This is a genomic window from Pseudomonas sp. TH06 (assembly GCF_016651305.1).
Lineage (GTDB): Bacteria > Pseudomonadota > Gammaproteobacteria > Pseudomonadales > Pseudomonadaceae > Aquipseudomonas.
Window position 1 is genome coordinate 1,823,594 of the sequence record NZ_JAEKEC010000001.1, and the last position, 16,566, is coordinate 1,840,159.

General features: G+C 59.3%; 16 protein-coding genes. 13 read left to right on the top strand and 3 right to left on the bottom strand.

Annotation, left to right across the window (positions count from 1 at the left end):
• Nucleotides 1-4: 4 nt before the first annotated feature.
• The 4 genes from ssuC to coaA all read left to right on the top strand — a co-directional run bounded on the left by ssuC (nt 5) and on the right by coaA (nt 2,946).
• Entirely contained in the window at nt 5-787 is a 783-nt protein-coding gene (gene ssuC / locus JFT86_RS08075; RefSeq protein ID WP_093429771.1) for an aliphatic sulfonate ABC transporter permease SsuC, read from the top strand.
• Entirely contained in the window at nt 784-1,590 is an 807-nt protein-coding gene (gene ssuB, locus JFT86_RS08080; protein ID WP_201236376.1) for an aliphatic sulfonates ABC transporter ATP-binding protein, read from the top strand. The genes ssuC and ssuB overlap by 4 nt, the downstream gene beginning before the upstream one ends.
• A 32-nt stretch (nt 1,591-1,622) precedes the next feature.
• Complete coding sequence (locus JFT86_RS08085) at nt 1,623-1,838, top strand: TOBE domain-containing protein (protein ID WP_003229256.1); 216 nt, start codon at nt 1,623-1,625, stop codon at nt 1,836-1,838.
• Nucleotides 1,839-1,992: 154 nt separating this feature from the next.
• Entirely contained in the window at nt 1,993-2,946 is a 954-nt protein-coding gene (gene coaA, locus JFT86_RS08090; protein ID WP_201236377.1) for a type I pantothenate kinase, read from the top strand.
• Nucleotides 2,947-2,976: 30 nt separating this feature from the next.
• On the opposite strand, the gene JFT86_RS08095 is transcribed toward coaA, so the two are convergent.
• Together JFT86_RS08095 and JFT86_RS08100 are read right to left on the bottom strand one after the other, a co-directional pair.
• Complete coding sequence (locus JFT86_RS08095; protein ID WP_201236378.1) at nt 2,977-3,615, bottom strand: TetR/AcrR family transcriptional regulator; 639 nt, start codon at nt 3,613-3,615, stop codon at nt 2,977-2,979.
• Between the two features lie 256 nt (nt 3,616-3,871).
• Complete coding sequence (locus JFT86_RS08100; protein ID WP_201236379.1) at nt 3,872-5,248, bottom strand: glutamine synthetase family protein; 1,377 nt, start codon at nt 5,246-5,248, stop codon at nt 3,872-3,874.
• A gap of 278 nt (nt 5,249-5,526) precedes the next feature.
• Between JFT86_RS08100 and JFT86_RS08105 the strand changes: the two genes are divergently transcribed.
• The 8 genes from JFT86_RS08105 to JFT86_RS08140 all read left to right on the top strand — a co-directional run bounded on the left by JFT86_RS08105 (nt 5,527) and on the right by JFT86_RS08140 (nt 14,337).
• On the top strand, nt 5,527-5,883 hold the full coding sequence (locus JFT86_RS08105) for a glutamine amidotransferase (protein WP_201236380.1): 357 nt from the start codon (nt 5,527-5,529) through the stop codon (nt 5,881-5,883).
• A 94-nt stretch (nt 5,884-5,977) separates the two neighbouring features.
• A complete protein-coding gene (locus tag JFT86_RS08110) occupies nt 5,978-7,336 on the top strand; it encodes a glutamine synthetase family protein (protein ID WP_007913846.1) in 1,359 nt (452 codons plus the stop codon).
• Between the two features lie 56 nt (nt 7,337-7,392).
• Nucleotides 7,393-8,757, top strand: a complete 1,365-nt coding sequence (locus tag JFT86_RS08115) for an aspartate aminotransferase family protein (protein ID WP_201236381.1) — start codon at nt 7,393-7,395, stop codon at nt 8,755-8,757.
• A 171-nt stretch (nt 8,758-8,928) separates the two neighbouring features.
• A complete protein-coding gene (locus JFT86_RS08120) occupies nt 8,929-10,038 on the top strand; it encodes a polyamine ABC transporter substrate-binding protein (RefSeq protein WP_201236382.1) in 1,110 nt (369 codons plus the stop codon).
• Between the two features lie 187 nt (nt 10,039-10,225).
• Nucleotides 10,226-11,323: a polyamine ABC transporter substrate-binding protein gene (locus tag JFT86_RS08125; protein WP_201236383.1), complete on the top strand. Its 1,098-nt coding sequence runs from the start codon at nt 10,226-10,228 to the stop codon at nt 11,321-11,323.
• A 67-nt stretch (nt 11,324-11,390) separates the two neighbouring features.
• On the top strand, nt 11,391-12,533 hold the full coding sequence (gene potA / locus JFT86_RS08130; protein WP_034151965.1) for a polyamine ABC transporter ATP-binding protein: 1,143 nt from the start codon (nt 11,391-11,393) through the stop codon (nt 12,531-12,533).
• Nucleotides 12,534-12,568: 35 nt separating this feature from the next.
• Entirely contained in the window at nt 12,569-13,450 is an 882-nt protein-coding gene (locus tag JFT86_RS08135) for an ABC transporter permease subunit (RefSeq protein WP_201238572.1), read from the top strand.
• Nucleotides 13,447-14,337 carry an ABC transporter permease subunit gene (locus tag JFT86_RS08140; RefSeq protein WP_103307430.1) on the top strand — a complete coding sequence of 297 codons (891 nt, stop codon included), beginning with the start codon at nt 13,447-13,449 and terminating at the stop codon, nt 14,335-14,337. The genes JFT86_RS08135 and JFT86_RS08140 overlap by 4 nt, the downstream gene beginning before the upstream one ends.
• Nucleotides 14,338-14,523: 186 nt before the next feature.
• Here the strand turns inward: JFT86_RS08140 and JFT86_RS08145 are convergent, their stop codons facing one another.
• Complete coding sequence (locus JFT86_RS08145; RefSeq protein WP_201236384.1) at nt 14,524-15,165, bottom strand: HD domain-containing protein; 642 nt, start codon at nt 15,163-15,165, stop codon at nt 14,524-14,526.
• A gap of 311 nt (nt 15,166-15,476) precedes the next feature.
• On the opposite strand from JFT86_RS08145, the gene JFT86_RS08150 reads away from it, so the two are divergent.
• On the top strand, nt 15,477-16,442 hold the full coding sequence (locus tag JFT86_RS08150) for a GlxA family transcriptional regulator (RefSeq protein ID WP_201236385.1): 966 nt from the start codon (nt 15,477-15,479) through the stop codon (nt 16,440-16,442).
• Nucleotides 16,443-16,566 lie beyond the last annotated feature (124 nt).

Genomic DNA, 16,566 nt, shown 5'->3' on the forward strand with positions numbered 1-16,566 from the left:
CGCCATGAAGAAAATTATCCACAGCCTCGCGCCCTGGGCGTTGCCGGTGTTGTTGCTGGCGGTGTGGCAGTTGTCGGTGTCGGCCGGTTGGTTGTCGACACGGATCCTGCCGGCACCGGTGGCGGTGATCGAGGCCGGCGTCAGTCTGGTGCGCAGCGGCGAGATCTGGACGCACCTGGCGATCAGCGGCTGGCGCGCGGCGCTGGGTTTCACCATCGGCGGCAGCATTGGTCTGGCGCTGGGCTTTATCACCGGCCTGTCGAAGTGGGGCGAGCGCCTGCTCGACAGCTCGGTGCAAATGATCCGCAACGTGCCACACCTGGCGCTGATTCCGCTGGTGATCCTGTGGTTCGGCATCGACGAGTCGGCGAAGATTTTTCTGGTGGCGCTGGGGACGTTGTTCCCGATCTACCTCAACACTTATCACGGCATCCGCAACGTTGATCCAGCGCTGGTGGAGATGGCTCGCAGTTATGGACTCAGCGGTTTCAGCCTGTTCTGGCAGGTGATTCTGCCGGGTGCGCTGCCTTCGATTCTGGTCGGCGTGCGTTTTGCGCTGGGCTTTATGTGGCTGACGTTGATCGTCGCCGAAACCATTTCTGCCAGTTCGGGCATCGGCTATCTGGCGATGAATGCCCGGGAGTTTCTGCAGACCGACGTGGTGGTGCTGGCGATCCTGCTTTATGCGGTGCTGGGCAAACTCGCTGACCTCGCGGCTCGCGGACTTGAACGTGTGTGGTTGCGCTGGCATCCGGCCTATCAGGTTGCCAAAGGAGGTGCGGCATGACCGCTCAACAACCTCCACGCCTGCTGCGCGGGATTCCGCTGGCGGTGCGCAATCTGCAAAAGACTTTCGGTGCGCGGCAAGTATTGCGTGATATCGACCTGCACATCCCGGCGGGGCAATTCGTCGCCGTGGTCGGGCGCAGCGGTTGCGGCAAAAGCACTTTGCTGCGCTTGCTCGCCGGTCTCGACCAGCCGACTGGCGGTGACTTGCTGGCCGGCGCCGCACCGCTCAGCGATGCGCGGGAAGACACCCGATTGATGTTCCAGGAAGCACGCTTGCTGCCATGGAAAAAGATCATCGACAACGTCGGCCTCGGTCTCAAGGGCAACTGGCGTGCGCAAGCACTTGAAGCGCTGGACGCGGTCGGTCTGGCGGATCGCGCCAATGAATGGCCGGCGGCCTTGTCCGGTGGCCAAAAGCAGCGAGTCGCGCTGGCCCGGGCGTTGATCCATCAGCCGCGTCTGTTGTTGCTCGACGAACCGCTCGGCGCACTGGACGCGCTGACCCGAATTGAAATGCAGCAACTGATCGAACGGCTTTGGCAGCAACACGGTTTCACCGTGCTGCTGGTGACCCACGACGTCAGTGAAGCGGTAGCGATTGCCGACCGGGTGATTCTGATCGAGGACGGCGAAGTCGGCCTCGACCTGCATGTGGAGCTGCCACGCCCGCGAGTGCGTGGGTCGCACAGGCTGGCGGCGCTGGAAACCGAAGTGCTCAACCGTGTTCTGTCCCTGCCCGGCGAGCCGCCGGAGCCGGAACCTGTTTCACCACTGCCTACGCAATTGCGTTGGGCGCAATAACTCAAGTTCTATCAACGACAGGAATCAATGCCATGACTATCAAAGCCATCAACGTGCGCAACCAGTTCAAAGGCTCGATCAAGGAAATCGTCCTCGGCGACGTGCTGTCGGAAATCGACGTGCAGACCGCTTCGGGCATCGTCACTTCGGTGATCACCACCCGTTCGGTCAAGGAGCTGGAACTGGTGGTCGGCAGCGAAGTGATCGCCTTTGTGAAATCCACCGAGGTGTCGATCGCCAAGTTGTAATCGATGCTGTACACAAGGCCCCGGACGGCTTGAGCCCTCCGGGGTTTTTTCATGCGCGCTTTTCAATGGGTATTCGGGTAGGCGGTTGTCGGTTTGGAGGCGCCGGGCAGATCTGCTATGTTCCGGCTTTTGTCAGGGCGCCTACAGGAAGATTATGACGACGAAGCAGAATGCCGCAGGGCATTCGCCCGCTCACCGCGAGTACCGGGAATTCACTCGCGAGCAATGGTCTGCCTTCCGCGACGATGCGGCGCAGAGCCTTTCGTCTGCGCAAATGAATGCGCTGATCAGTCCGACCCAGCCCATGACGCGTGAGGAGGTAGAAACCATTCTGCTGCCTTTGGCGCGCCTGCTGAACCTGCACGCAGCCGCGGCGCGGTCGCTGGGGCAGGTGCACAGCGAGTTTTTGGGCGAACCGGCGCACAAACCACCCTTTGTCATTGGCATCTCTGGCAGTGTTGCGGTGGGTAAAAGCAGTTTTGCCCGGGTCTTGTCGGCACTTCTGTCGTCGTGGCCGGGTTCGCCTGATGTGCAGTTGGTGACCACCGACTCGTTTCTGTTGCCGCTGGCGACCCTCGAAAAGAACAACCTTTTGCACCGCAAAGGTTTTCCCGAGTCCTATGACCGGGCACTGCTTCTCGACTTTTTGCACGCCGTGCGCAACGAAGGAAAACCGGTGCAGATTCCGGTCTACTCGCACGTCCAGTACGACATTCTTGCCGATGAAACGCAGACCATTCAGTCGCCCGATATCATCGTTCTGGAAGGCCTGAATGTGCTGCAAGAGGACAAGCGCGACAGTTTGAACGTCCTCGATTTCGTCGACTTTTCGATCTACGTCGATGCCGCGCAAGAGGACATCAAGAAGTGGTACCTCGAACGCTTTGTCTACTTGAAGAACACCGCGTTCCAGTCTGACGAGTCGTACTTCAACAAGTACAAAACCCTGTCGAATGACGAGGCGCTGTCAGTGGCGTCCGGTACCTGGGACCGGGTCAACTTGAAAAATCTCGTCGAGAACATCCTGCCCACCCGCGACAAGGCCAGCCTGATTCTCAACAAGTCGGCCGATCACTCCATCGACAGGATTCTGCTCCGGGCGATCTGAGCAGGTCGCCCTGAAATGGTCGGTTGTCGGTCAGACGACAGCTGTGCGCTTGGGCAGGTAAAGCGGCAGGTACAAACCCAGGTAGGCATCGAATACGCGCATGCCTTCCTCCGCCATGCGCGGGGTGATCTGCCCGTGTTGCTGGACTGACCGGGCGTAGACGCGGTCGCCCAGCTCCATCGCCAGCGCGAAGACATCGACGTCGGTTGGCAGTCGCGGCAATTCGAAATGGTGGTCGAACAGTTTGTGCATCAGGTCGCCCAGCTCGATGTCGTGCTGACGGTCAGCCTGAGTCACCTCGGTGAGCCCGTGCTGGGCAAGGATCAACTGGCGGGCGGCGGCGTCTTCGTCGTAGATCTCCAGCATTCGCCGTTCGACCAGACGCGACAGATCACGCCAGTCGCGCAAGGCCTCGTGATCGATCGGTGCTTGCAGGCAGGCGCGAAACGCGGCGTGAACGTCGGCGGTCAGTGCTTCGAGCAATGCCGGGACGCTGGCGAAGAAGTGATACACGGAGGAGGGCGGAATCTGCGCGCGCTCGGCCACGCTGTAGATCGACAGACTGGCCACACCCTCGGAGGCCAGCAGCGTACGCGCGGCGTCGAGTATCGAATCGATCCGCGCCTGACTGCGGGCACGGGGTTTGCGGACGGGGGCGGGACGCGTCATGAAAGTCTCCTGCGGGGCAGCGGGCATTGTACGAGCCGGGTTCGATGTTGTCTGCCGACCTGTGGCGAGGGGATTTATCCCCGGTGGGCAGCGAAGCGGCCCCAAACCATTCAGCTTGGTGTATCAGGAATAATCGGTTTTCAGGGTTTACGGCTGCTGTGCAGCCGATCGGGGATAAATCCCCTCGCCACAGAGGCCATAAAAAAACGCCGCTGGCTGAATCAGCCAACGGCGTTTTTTTGCAGCTGCAATCCGCTTAAACGGTATGCAGATACCAGTTGTACTCAAGGTCGGAGATGGAGTGTTCGAACTCCTCCAGCTCACTTTCCTTACAGGCAACGAAGATATCGATGTATTTCGGATCGATGTACTTGGCCATGACCTCGCTGTCGTCCAGCTCACGCAGGGCGTCGCGCAAGTTGTTTGGCAGGCTTTGTTCGTTCTGCTCGTAGCTGTTGCCTTCGACAGGCGCGCCCGGTTCGATCTTGTTGGTCAGACCGTGATGCACACCGGCCAGGACTGAAGCCATCAGCAGGTACGGGTTGGCGTCGGCGCCGGCCACGCGGTGTTCGATACGCACGGCATCGGACGAGCCGGTCGGTACGCGAATCGCCACGGTGCGGTTGTCCAGACCCCAGCACGGCGAGTTCGGCACGTAAAACTGAGCGCCGAAACGACGGTACGAGTTGACGTTCGGGCAGAGGAAAGCCATCTGCGCGGGCAGGGTCTCGAGCACACCGCCGATCGCGTGACGCAGCGCGGCGTTCTGCTCGGGATCCTCGCTGGCAAAAATGTTTTTGCCATCTTTATCCAGAATCGAAATGTGTACGTGCAGACCGTTACCTGCCTGGCCCGGGTACGGCTTGGCCATGAAGGTGGTGTCCATTTCATGGTCGTAGGCGATGTTCTTGATCAGACGCTTGAGCAGTACCGCGTAGTCGCACGCCTTGATCGGGTCGGCGACGTGGTGCAGGTTCACTTCGAACTGCGCCGGGGCACTTTCCTTGACGATGGCGTCGGCCGGGATGCCTTGCTCTTTGGCACCTTCCAGAATGTCCTGGAGGCAGTCGACGTATTCATCGAGGTCGTCGATCAGGTAGACCTGAGTCGAGTGCGGGCGTTTACCGGAGATCGGCGAGCGTGGCGGCTGTGGACGGCCGTTCACGTTTTCCTGGTCGATCAGGTAGAACTCGAGTTCGAACGCGGCGCAGATGGTCAAGCCAAGCTCGTCAAACTTTGCAACAACTTGACGGAGCACTTCGCGCGGATCGGCGAAGAACGGGTCACCTTCGAGTTCGTGCATGGTCATCAGCAATTGCGCGGTTGGACGCTTCTGCCATGGCTCGTTGCACAGGGTGTCGGGGATTGGATAGCAGATACGATCGGCGTCGCCGATGTCCAGGCCCAGGCCGGTGCTTTCCACCGTCGAACCATTGATATCCAGAGCAAATAGAGAGGCCGGCAGGTTGATGCCTTTCTCGTAAACCTTGTGGAGGCTGGTGCGTTCAATGCGCTTGCCGCGCACCACACCATTCATATCCGCAATCAGAAGGTCAACGTACAGAACCTCAGGATGTTCCTTAAGGAACGCGTTCGCTTCGTTAAGCTGAACGGCACGCGGGGGTACCGACATGATGCAACACCTTTGTTGTTAAAAATATCAATCATTGATCTTTTCTGGTTTCAGTCAACCCGAACGGCCTGCCGAAGTCAAGCGAGGCCTTTTTTGCCCTAAAAAAGCGCTGTGAGGGCATTTATGGGGCACTTTCGGGCGGTTTTTTGTCCTTGGGACACTTGGCACCCGCGGGCTTGAGCAGGCCGTGTTGTATTTTTTACGGGGGTGTTGTGTAAAAAAATGAACAAGGCTAAGCTCGGATCAAACCCATAACAGCAATAATACCGGGGTGCTTCATGTCTCGCCTGCCGTTAATCGGCATCACCGACTGCTCGCAACAGTCCGGTCTGCATGCTCATCACATCAGTGGCGACAGATCCGTCCGTAGCGCAGCCGGCATGGCTCGCGGCTTGCCGACGATACCTTCGTCCATGGCAGCTAAAACGGCGGCGTCCGATATTCTGGACGTTCGGCAAAGCATTCTGTTTATGGCGTTTCCCTCCAATATAGATCTCTTTCTTCCTCAAAGCCTGTGCCGCCTGGCCACTCGTGCTCACGATTCTGCACGCCTGGACTGTGCACAGGAAATGCAACGCCAGCGTAAAGGGCAGGTAAGCTCCTCTTTCATTGTCTATGCGCGGTGCCAGGCGTAAGCCGGCACTGCGCGAGCAAGCCCCCTTATAACGCGACGCGCAAGCGTCAAACTTTGCCTGACATTGCGTCAGGAGACTCAGCCCAGAGGCATTTATGAGTAACAACCTCGACCAGCTCACCGATTGGTTGAAAGACCACAAGATCACAGAAGTCGAATGCATGATCGCCGACTTGACCGGTATCACCCGGGGCAAGATCTCGCCGACCAACAAGTTCATCGCCGAAAAAGGCATGCGCCTGCCAGAGAGTGTTCTGTTGCAGACCGTGACCGGCGACTACGTCGAAGACGACATCTATTACGAGCTGCTCGACCCGGCCGACATCGACATGATCTGCCGCCCCGACCAGAACGCCGTGTACATGGTGCCATGGGCCATCGAGCCGACCGCTCAGGTAATCCACGACACCTACGACAAGCAAGGCAACCCGATCGAGCTGTCGCCGCGCAACGTCCTCAAGAAGGTACTCAAGCTCTACGCCGACAAGGGCTGGCAGCCGATTGTGGCGCCGGAGATGGAGTTCTACCTGACCAAGCGCAGCGACGACCCTGACTATCCGTTGCAGCCGCCAATCGGCCGCTCGGGCCGTCCGGAAATCGGTCGTCAGTCGTTCTCTATCGAAGCGGCGAACGAATTCGACCCGCTGTTCGAAGACGTCTACGACTGGTGCGAATTGCAGGAGCTGGACCTCGACACGCTGATCCACGAAGACGGCACGGCGCAGATGGAAATCAACTTCCGTCACGGTGACGCGCTGTCGCTGGCCGACCAGATCCTGGTGTTCAAACGCACCATGCGTGAAGCCGCGCTGAAGCACGACGTGGCCGCGACCTTCATGGCCAAGCCAATGACCGGCGAGCCGGGCAGTGCCATGCACTTGCACCAGAGCATCATCGATATCGAAACCGGCAAGAACGTCTTCTCCAACGAAGACGGGACCATGAGCCAGTTGTTCCTGCACCACATCGGTGGCCTGCAGAAACTGATCCCGGAATTGCTGCCGCTGTTCGCTCCGAACGTCAACTCGTTCCGCCGCTTCCTGCCGGACACCTCGGCACCAGTGAACGTGGAGTGGGGCGAAGAAAACCGCACCGTGGGCCTGCGCGTACCGGATGCCGGCCCGCAGAACCGTCGGGTGGAAAACCGCCTGCCGGGCGCTGACGCCAACCCTTACCTGGCGATTGCCGCGAGCCTGCTCTGCGGTTACATCGGCATGGTTGAAGGCCTCAACCCGAGCGCGCCAGTGGTCGGTCGTGGTTACGAGCGTCGCAACCTGCGCCTGCCGCTGACCATCGAGGATGCGCTGGAGCGTATGGAAAACAGCGCGACCATCGAGAAATACCTGGGCAAAACTTTCATCACTGGCTACGTCGCGGTCAAGCGGGCCGAGCATGAAAACTTCAAGCGCGTGATCAGTTCGTGGGAGCGTGAGTACCTGCTCTTCGCCGTCTGATACGCCGGGCGCGGCCCTCGCAAGCCGCGCCTTCACCGATAACAAGGAGAATTGGCATGACCAGCAACAACCCGCAAACCCGCGAGTGGCAAGCACTCAGCAATGATCATCACCTGGCCCCGTTCAGCGACTTCAAGCAGCTGAAAGAGAAAGGCCCGCGGATTATCACCAACGCCAAGGGCGTTTACCTGTGGGACAGCGAAGGCAACAAGATCCTCGACGGCATGGCCGGTCTGTGGTGCGTGGCCATCGGTTACGGTCGTGATGAACTGGCTGACGCCGCCGCCAAACAGATGCGCGAACTGCCTTATTACAACCTGTTCTTCCAGACCGCCCACCCGCCGGCACTGGAACTGGCCAAGGCTATCGCCGATGTCGCGCCGGAAGGCATGAACCACGTGTTCTTCACCGGTTCCGGTTCCGAAGGCAACGACACCATGCTGCGTATGGTTCGCCACTACTGGGCGATCAAGGGCCAGCCGAACAAGAAAGTCATCATCAGCCGCAAGAACGGTTATCACGGTTCCACCGTGGCCGGTGCGAGCCTTGGTGGCATGACCTATATGCACGAGCAGGGCGACTTGCCGATCCCGGGCATCGTCCACATCGCCCAGCCGTACTGGTTCGCCGAAGGCGGCGACATGTCGCCGGAAGAGTTCGGCATCTGGGCAGCCAATCAGCTGGAAGAAAAGATTCTCGAAGTCGGCGTGGATAACGTTGGTGCCTTTATTGCCGAGCCGATTCAGGGTGCCGGCGGCGTGATCATCCCGCCAGACACCTACTGGCCGCGCATCAAGGAAATCCTTGCCAAGTACGACATCCTGTTCGTGGCGGACGAAGTGATCTGCGGTTTCGGCCGTACCGGGCAGTGGTTCGGCAGCGATTTCTACGACCTCAAACCCGACATGATGACCATCGCCAAAGGCCTGACTTCCGGCTACATCCCGATGGGTGGCCTGATCGTGCGCGACGAAGTGGTGAAGGTGCTCAACGAAGGCGGCGACTTCAATCACGGCTTCACCTACTCCGGTCACCCGGTGGCGGCAGCGGTGGGTCTGGAAAACATCCGCATTCTGCGCGACGAGAAAATTATCGAGAACGCGCACAACGAAACGGCACCGTATTTGCAGAAACGTCTGCGCGAGCTGAACGATCACCCGCTGGTGGGGGAAGTGCGCGGGGTTGGTCTGCTGGGCGCGATCGAACTGGTGCAGGACAAGGCCACTCGCAAGCGTTACGAAGGCAAGGGTGTCGGCATGATCTGCCGTCAGTTCTGCTTCGACAACGGGCTGATCATGCGCGCTGTGGGCGACACCATGATCATCGCGCCGCCGCTGGTGATCAGCAAAGCGGAGATCGATGAGCTGGTTACAAAGGCACGCAAGTGTCTGGACCTGACCCTCAGTGCGTTGCAGGGCTAAGTGCTAGGCTTTGGGCGGGGGCGCTGCGGCGCACTCGCTCGAAGCTGTCAGAAAGGCTGGTCTTTCCTTGAAAGACCGCCTCGGATCTTGCCAGACTAGCCGCGGTTCCAGTTGTCCGGGTTCGGCCGCTGAACAATGTGGTTCAAAAAAGAAAAATTTGGAGCATGACGCATGAAGGCATTAGGTAAAAAGCTTGCTGGCAAGACTCTGCTCGCCCTGTCCGTCGCGGGCATGATGGCGGGTGCGGTTCACGCGGACGACAAGGTGTTGCACGTCTACAACTGGTCTGACTACATCGCTCCGGACACCATCGCCAACTTCGAGAAAGAGTCGGGGATCAAGGTCGTCTACGACGTATTCGACAGCAACGAAACCCTGGAAGCCAAACTGCTGGCAGGCAAGTCCGGCTACGACGTGGTCGTGCCATCGAACAACTTCCTGGCCAAGCAGATCAAGGCCGGCGTTTATCAGGAACTGGACCAGTCCAAGCTGCCTAACTGGAAGAACCTGAACCAGGACCTGCTCAAGGCTGTTTCGATCAGCGACCCGGGCAACAAACACGCCTTCCCGTACATGTGGGGCTCGATCGGCATCGGCTACAACGCGGAGAAGGTCAAGGCTGCGCTGGGCGTCGACACCATCGATTCGTGGGACGTGCTGCTCAAGCCGGAGAACATCGCCAAGCTCAAGGGCTGCGGTGTGAGCTTCCTCGATTCGCCGACCGAAATGCTTCCGGTCGCACTGCACTACCTGGGCCTGCCAACCGACAGCCAGAAGAAAGAAGACATCAAGAAAGCCGAGGAACTGTTCCTCAAGATTCGTCCTTCGATCACCTACTTCCACTCCTCCAAGTACATCTCGGACCTGGCCAACGGCAACATCTGCGTAGCGGTCGGCTACTCGGGTGACGTGCAGCAGGCCAAGTCGCGTGCTGCCGAGGCCGGTGACAAGGTCAAAGTCAGCTACGCCATTCCGAAGGAAGGCGCTGGCAGCTTCTTCGACATGGTCGCCATCCCTAAAGATGCCGAAAACGTTGAAGGCGCCTACAAGTTCATGACCTTCCTGCAGAAGCCTGAAGTCATGGCCGGCATCACCAACGCTGTACGTTTCCCGAACGGTAACGCGGCCGCCACCGCGCTGGTGGATAAAGACATCACCAGCGATCCAGGCATCTACCCGCCAGCCGACGTGCAGGCCAAGCTCTACGCAATTGCCGATCTGCCAGCGGCCACCCAGCGTGAACTGACCCGCAGCTGGACCAAAATCAAATCCGGTAAATAAGCCGGTTTGAAGCAGCAACCGCTGGCCGTCGTCCCCGCGAAGGCGGCCAGCGGGATAATTAAATGACAGAAAGTTTTGCTGGAACGGTTTTTCGAGGGTAAGTTGCGCGCCGGTTTTGTTGCCGGGCAGCCATGGCTGTCATGCAGCGCGGGGCAACTTGGGCCCAACTAATTTAGAGGACCTCCACTTGCCTATTTTTTCTTCTTTGCGCAATGCCCTGCTGGCCACTGCCGGCCTGACGTTTGCTGTCGGTGCCCAGGCCGCCGGTACGGTGCATATTTATAACTGGTCGGACTACATCGGCGAGACGACCCTGGCTGATTTCCAGAAAGCCACCGGGATCAAACCGGTCTACGACGTGTTCGATTCCAACGAAACCCTGGAAGGCAAGCTGCTGGCCGGGCGTACCGGTTACGACGTGGTCGTGCCGTCGAACCACTTCCTCGGCAAGCAGATCAAGGCAGGCGCGTTCCAGAAGCTCGACAAGTCGCAGTTGCCGAACTATTCCAATCTCGACCCGGTGCTGCTCAAACGTCTGGAACAGAACGATCCGGGCAACCTGTACGCCGTGCCGTACCTGTGGGGCACCAATGGCATCGGTTACAACGTCGACAAGGTCAAGGCTGTGCTCGGTATCGACAAGATCGATTCCTGGAGCGTGCTGTTCGAGCCCGAAAACATCAAGAAGCTGCACAGCTGCGGCGTAGCGTTCCTCGATTCGGCCGATGAAATGATGCCGACCGTGCTCAACTACATGGGCCTGAACGCCAACAGCACCGATCCCAAGGATTACGCCAAGGCCACCGACAAGTTGCTCGCGGTGCGTCCTTACGTGACCTACTTCCACTCGTCCAAATACATCGGCGACCTGGCCAACGGCGACATCTGCGTGGCCATCGGTTTCTCCGGTGACATCTTCCAGGCCAAGCACCGCGCCGAGGAAGCCAAGAAAGGCGTGAACATCGCTTATTCGATTCCAAAAGAAGGCGGCGCACTGTGGTTCGACATGTTGGCGATTCCAAAGGACTCGTCCAACGTCAAGGAAGCCCACGCCTTCATCAACTATTTGCTGAAACCTGAGGTGATCGCTCAGGTCAGTGATTACGTCGGTTATGCCAACCCCAACCCGGGGTCGGACAAGCTGATGGAGCAGTCCATTCGCACCGACGAAGCGGTTTATCCACCGCAAGCAGTCCTCGACAAGACTTATGTATCGGTCGAGTTGCCAGCCAATATTCAGCGTTTGATGACCCGTAGCTGGACCAAGGTCAAGTCGGGCAAATAAGGCACAAACTATCCTGGGTTCGTCTTGCGTGGGCGAACTGCACTCTTTTGTTTTGGGAGTTTCGTAAATGGCAGTTGCCTCCGGCGCCTATAAGAAAGCCCTCGAGGGCGACCAGACACCTAAACAGGTGTTGGTCAAAATCGACCGGGTCACGAAGAAGTTCGACGAGACGATTGCCGTGGACGATGTGTCCCTGGAAATCAAGAAGGGCGAGATCTTCGCTCTGCTCGGCGGTTCGGGATCGGGCAAGTCCACTCTGCTGCGGATGCTGGCAGGGTTCGAACGGCCCACGGAGGGGCGCATTTTCCTCGACGGCGTCGACATCACCGACATGCCGCCGTACGAGCGACCGATCAACATGATGTTCCAGTCGTACGCCTTGTTCCCGCACATGACTGTGGCGCAGAACATCGCGTTCGGCCTGCAACAGGACAAGATTCCCAAGGCCGAAGTCGACGCCCGCGTGGCCGAGATGCTCAAGCTGGTGCAGATGAGCCAGTACGCCAAGCGCAAGCCGCATCAACTGTCCGGCGGTCAGCGTCAGCGTGTGGCGCTGGCCCGTTCGCTGGCCAAGCGGCCGAAGCTGCTGCTGCTCGACGAACCGATGGGTGCACTGGACAAGAAACTGCGTTCGCAGATGCAGTTGGAACTGGTGGAAATCATCGAGCGCGTGGGTGTGACCTGCGTGATGGTGACGCACGACCAGGAAGAGGCCATGACCATGGCCGAGCGCATCGCGATCATGCACCTGGGCTGGATCGCCCAGATCGGCAGCCCGATCGACATCTACGAAACCCCGACCAGCCGTCTGGTCTGCGAATTCATCGGTAACGTGAACATCTTCGAAGGCGAAGTGATCGACGACGCCGAAGGCCACGCGACCATTACCTGCAAGGACCTCGACCGGCAGATTTACGTTGGCCACGGCATCAGCACCTCGGTGCAGGACAAGTCCGTGACCTACGCGATCCGTCCGGAGAAGTTGCTGGTCACCGCCGATCAACCGACCTGCGAATACAACTGGTCGAGCGGCAAGGTGCATGACATTGCCTACCTCGGCGGACACTCGGTGTTCTACGTCGAATTGCCGAGCGGCAAACTGGTGCAGTCGTTCGTGGCCAACGCCGAGCGCCGTGGCGCGCGTCCGACCTGGGGCGATCAGGTTTACGTCTGGTGGGAAGACGACAGCGGCGTGGTACTTCGCTCATGAACATGCGCAAATTCAAACGCCGCCTCAATCGAATAATTCCCGGTGGCCGCCAACTGGTCATCGGGGTTCCGTTCATCTGGCTGTTCCTGTTCTTCATGTTGCCGTTCTTCATCGTTCTGAAGATCAGCTTCGCCGAAGCCGACGTAGCCATTCCGCCGTACACCGAGATCTACACGTTTGCCGAGCAGAAGCTGCAACTGCTGCTGAATCTGGGCAACTACGCGATGCTCGGCGACGACGAGTTGTACATCGCCGCCTACCTCGGCTCGCTGAAGATGGCGCTGATCAGCACCATTCTCTGTCTGGTGATCGGTTACCCGATGGCCTACGCCATCGCCAGCGCCCGTAAAGAGCTGCAAACGGTACTGGTGCTGCTGATCATGATGCCGACCTGGACCGCGATCCTGATCCGCGTTTACGCGTGGATGGGCATCCTCAGCAACAACGGTCTGCTCAACGGTTTCCTGATGAGCATGGGGTTCATCGACGAGCCGCTGCAGATCCTCAACACCAACCTCGCGGTGTACATCGGCGTCGTTTACTCGTACCTGCCGTTCATGATCCTGCCGCTGTACGCCAACCTGGTGAAGCACGATCACAGTCTGCTGGAAGCCGCGTCGGACCTGGGTTCGAGTACCTTCAACAGCTTCTGGAAAATCACCATTCCACTGTCCAAGAACGGCATCATCGCGGGCTGCATGCTGGTGTTCATTCCGGTGGTGGGCGAGTTCGTGATCCCGGAACTGCTCGGCGGTCCGGAAACCCTGATGATCGGTAAAGTGCTCTGGCAAGAGTTCTTCAACAACCGCGACTGGCCGGTGGCGTCTGCCCTGGCAGTGGTGATGCTGGCGATCCTGATTGTGCCGATCATCCTGTTCAACCGTAGTCAGGCCAAGGAAATGGAGGGTAAAGAATGAAGCGCATCCGTTTCTCCAGCCTGATGCTGGTCCTGGGTTTGTTGTTTATTTATCTGCCGATGCTGATCCTGGTGATCTACTCGTTCAACGCCTCGAAGCTGGTGACGGTGTGGGGCGGCTGGTCGATCAAGTGGTACGTCGGACTGCTCGACAACACGCAACTGATGGGCTCGGTGGTGCGTTCGCTGGAAATCGCTTGCTACACCGCCGTTGCGGCGGTGGCGCTGGGCACGCTGGCGGCATTCGTGCTGACCCGCATCACCCACTTCAAGGGCCGCACGCTGTTTGGCGGCCTGGTGACGGCGCCGTTGGTGATGCCGGAAGTGATCACCGGTCTGTCGCTGTTGCTGCTGTTCGTGGCCATGGCGCAGATGATCGGCTGGCCGCAGGAGCGTGGCATCGTCACCATCTGGATCGCCCACACCACGTTCTGTGCGGCGTACGTGGCGGTGGTGGTGTCGGCGCGTCTGCGTGAACTGGACCTGTCGATCGAAGAAGCGGCGATGGACCTTGGTGCGCGGCCGTGGAAGGTGTTCTTCCTGATCACCATCCCGATGATCGCGCCGTCGCTGGCGGCGGGCGGCATGATGTCGTTCGCCCTGTCGCTGGATGACCTGGTTCTGGCGAGCTTCGTCTCCGGCCCGGGTTCGACGACCCTGCCGATGGAAGTGTTCTCGGCGGTGCGTCTGGGCGTGAAGCCTGAGATCAACGCGGTGGCGAGTCTGATTCTGCTGGCCGTGTCGATTGTGACCTTCATGGTCTGGTTCTTCAGCCGCCGTGCCGAAGAAGCCCGCAAGAAAGCCATCCAGCAAGCTATCGAAGAAAGCGCTGCCGATTCGTGGAAGCAACCGGACGTGCGTCGCGCACCGGCACCGGAAGCGGCGTAAGCCAATCGGGTTGGTCTCAGTATCGAGGCCAACCCGAATCCAATGCTGGAATGGGTTTCTGTGGCGAGGGGATTTATCCCCGATGGACTGCGCAGCAGGCCCCTGCTTTTTGGATCAAGAGAGGGGTTGCTTCGCAACCCATCGGGGATAAATCCCCTCGCCACAGGACCCATTCCACAGTTGGATTTAGGCAGTCCAGGGGGATTGGCGGATGACTTCGACGAAGTTCATCGGCTTGAACCCAGGCTCCTGATCCTTCAGCACATCGGTCTTCACATTGCCGAATGTGGTCTGCGGACGATGACGCAAGCCATCGGCGAACGCGCAGATAATGCATTCCTTGAAACCTTCCCCACGCGGGTGCGCATGCACTACCGCTTCGCGCTGCACGGTGCTGAAGGCTGCGTAATCCATGCCCAGCACGTCCATCTCGACACCGGCGGTCACCAGCGCCACGGTCGGGCGCAGATGCTTCGGCACACCCGGCGTCGTGTGCAGGGCAATCGACAACCACACCTGTTCGATGTCGTCATCGCTCAAGCCATACGGTTTCAGAAATGCCGCTGCAGCGTTGGCACCATCTACTTCAAAACGCTCGTCGTCACTGCGATGACCTTCAACCAGACCAAGGTCATGGAACATCGCGCCGACGTACAGCAGTTCCGGATCGTAGGTCAGTTGCTGACGCTCGCCGCTCAGCGCACCGAACAGAAACACCCGGCGCGAGTGGTGATAGAGCAGGTCGGATTCGATGTCACGGATGTATTCGGTGGTAGCCCGGGCGAGGGCGCTGTCGGGGATTTTGATACCGGCGATGGTGGTGCTCATGGGAGGTTTCCTCGTCGAAAACGCCGGGTCGGCGCTGATGGGGAAAGTCTGTTCCCGACGCAGATACCGAACAATCAACGCATGGCTGCGATCCTTGCCAATCCACCTGCAAATCGTGCCAACTCAACAGTAGGAGAGATATCGCGATACTCATTGTGGTGAGGGGATTTATCCCCGATGGGTTGCGCAGCAGCCCCAGAACCTGCTGATTAGGCTTATCAGTTAAAACGCGATTACAGGATTTACGACTGCTGCGCAGCCGATCGGGGATAAATCCCCTCGCCACAGGTTCAGAGGGGTTTGAGAGAGACATGAACAAAACCATCGCCATCGTGGTATTCCCCGGCGTGCAATCGCTGGACGTTACCGGTCCCATGGATGTGTTCGCCGAGGCCAATCGTTTTCTCGCGCCTGAGGATCACTATCGGCTGGAGGTGATCGGCGTCGAGCACGGAGCGATGGCCTGTTCCAACGGTCTGGTGCTGAACGCCCATCGTCATTTCAGCCAAGTGCCGGACGCCTTTGACCTGTTGCTGGTCGCCGGCGGGCCGCAGCTGCCGTTCATGAGTTTCGGCAAGTCCTTCGACACTTGGCTGCGTGAAGCCTGCGCCCGCGCAAAGCGTTTCGGCTCGATCTGCAACGGCGCTTTCATGCTGGCGCGCGCGGGGCTGCTTGAGGGCCGCACGGTCACGACTCACTGGAACGATGCCGAGGCCTTGGCGCAGTTGTGCCCGTCAACGCAGGTCGAAGCCGATCGCTTGTACGTCGAGGACGGTGCGCTCTACACCTCGGCCGGGGTCACGGCGGGGATTGATCTGTCGTTGTATCTGCTGGCGCGTGATCACGGTGCCGAGGTGGCGCTGAGCGTCGCAAAACGCCTGGTGGTGTTCACTCAGCGTTCCGGTGGGCAGTCGCAGTTCAGCCCGTTCCTGACGCCGCACGCAGAGCCGACATCGGCGGTGGCAATGGTGCAGTTGTATGTGTTGGCCAATCTCACCGGGGATCTGACCATTGCCGATCTGGCCAGTGCGGCGAACATGAGTGCGCGCAACTTCTCTCGGGTGTTTGCCCGGGAAGCCAAGGTCACCCCGGCGGAGTTCGTCGAACGGGCGCGGGTGGATGCGGCGCGGGTGATGCTGGAAAGCACCCAGGCACCGCTGAAGACCGTGGCGTATCAGTGCGGGTTTCGTGATGCGCAGCATATGCGCAGTGTGTTCAACCGCCGGTTGGGCGTGACGCCGCAGCAGTTTCGGATGAATTTTGCTGTGCTGCTCTGAGGTTGTGTGGTGCTCTTCAGGGCCTCATCGCGAGCAGGCTCACTCCTACAATTAACCGCGTTCTTTCAGAAGAAATGCGATCGACTGTAGGAGTGAGCCTGCTCGCGATAGGGTCAGCCCAGCT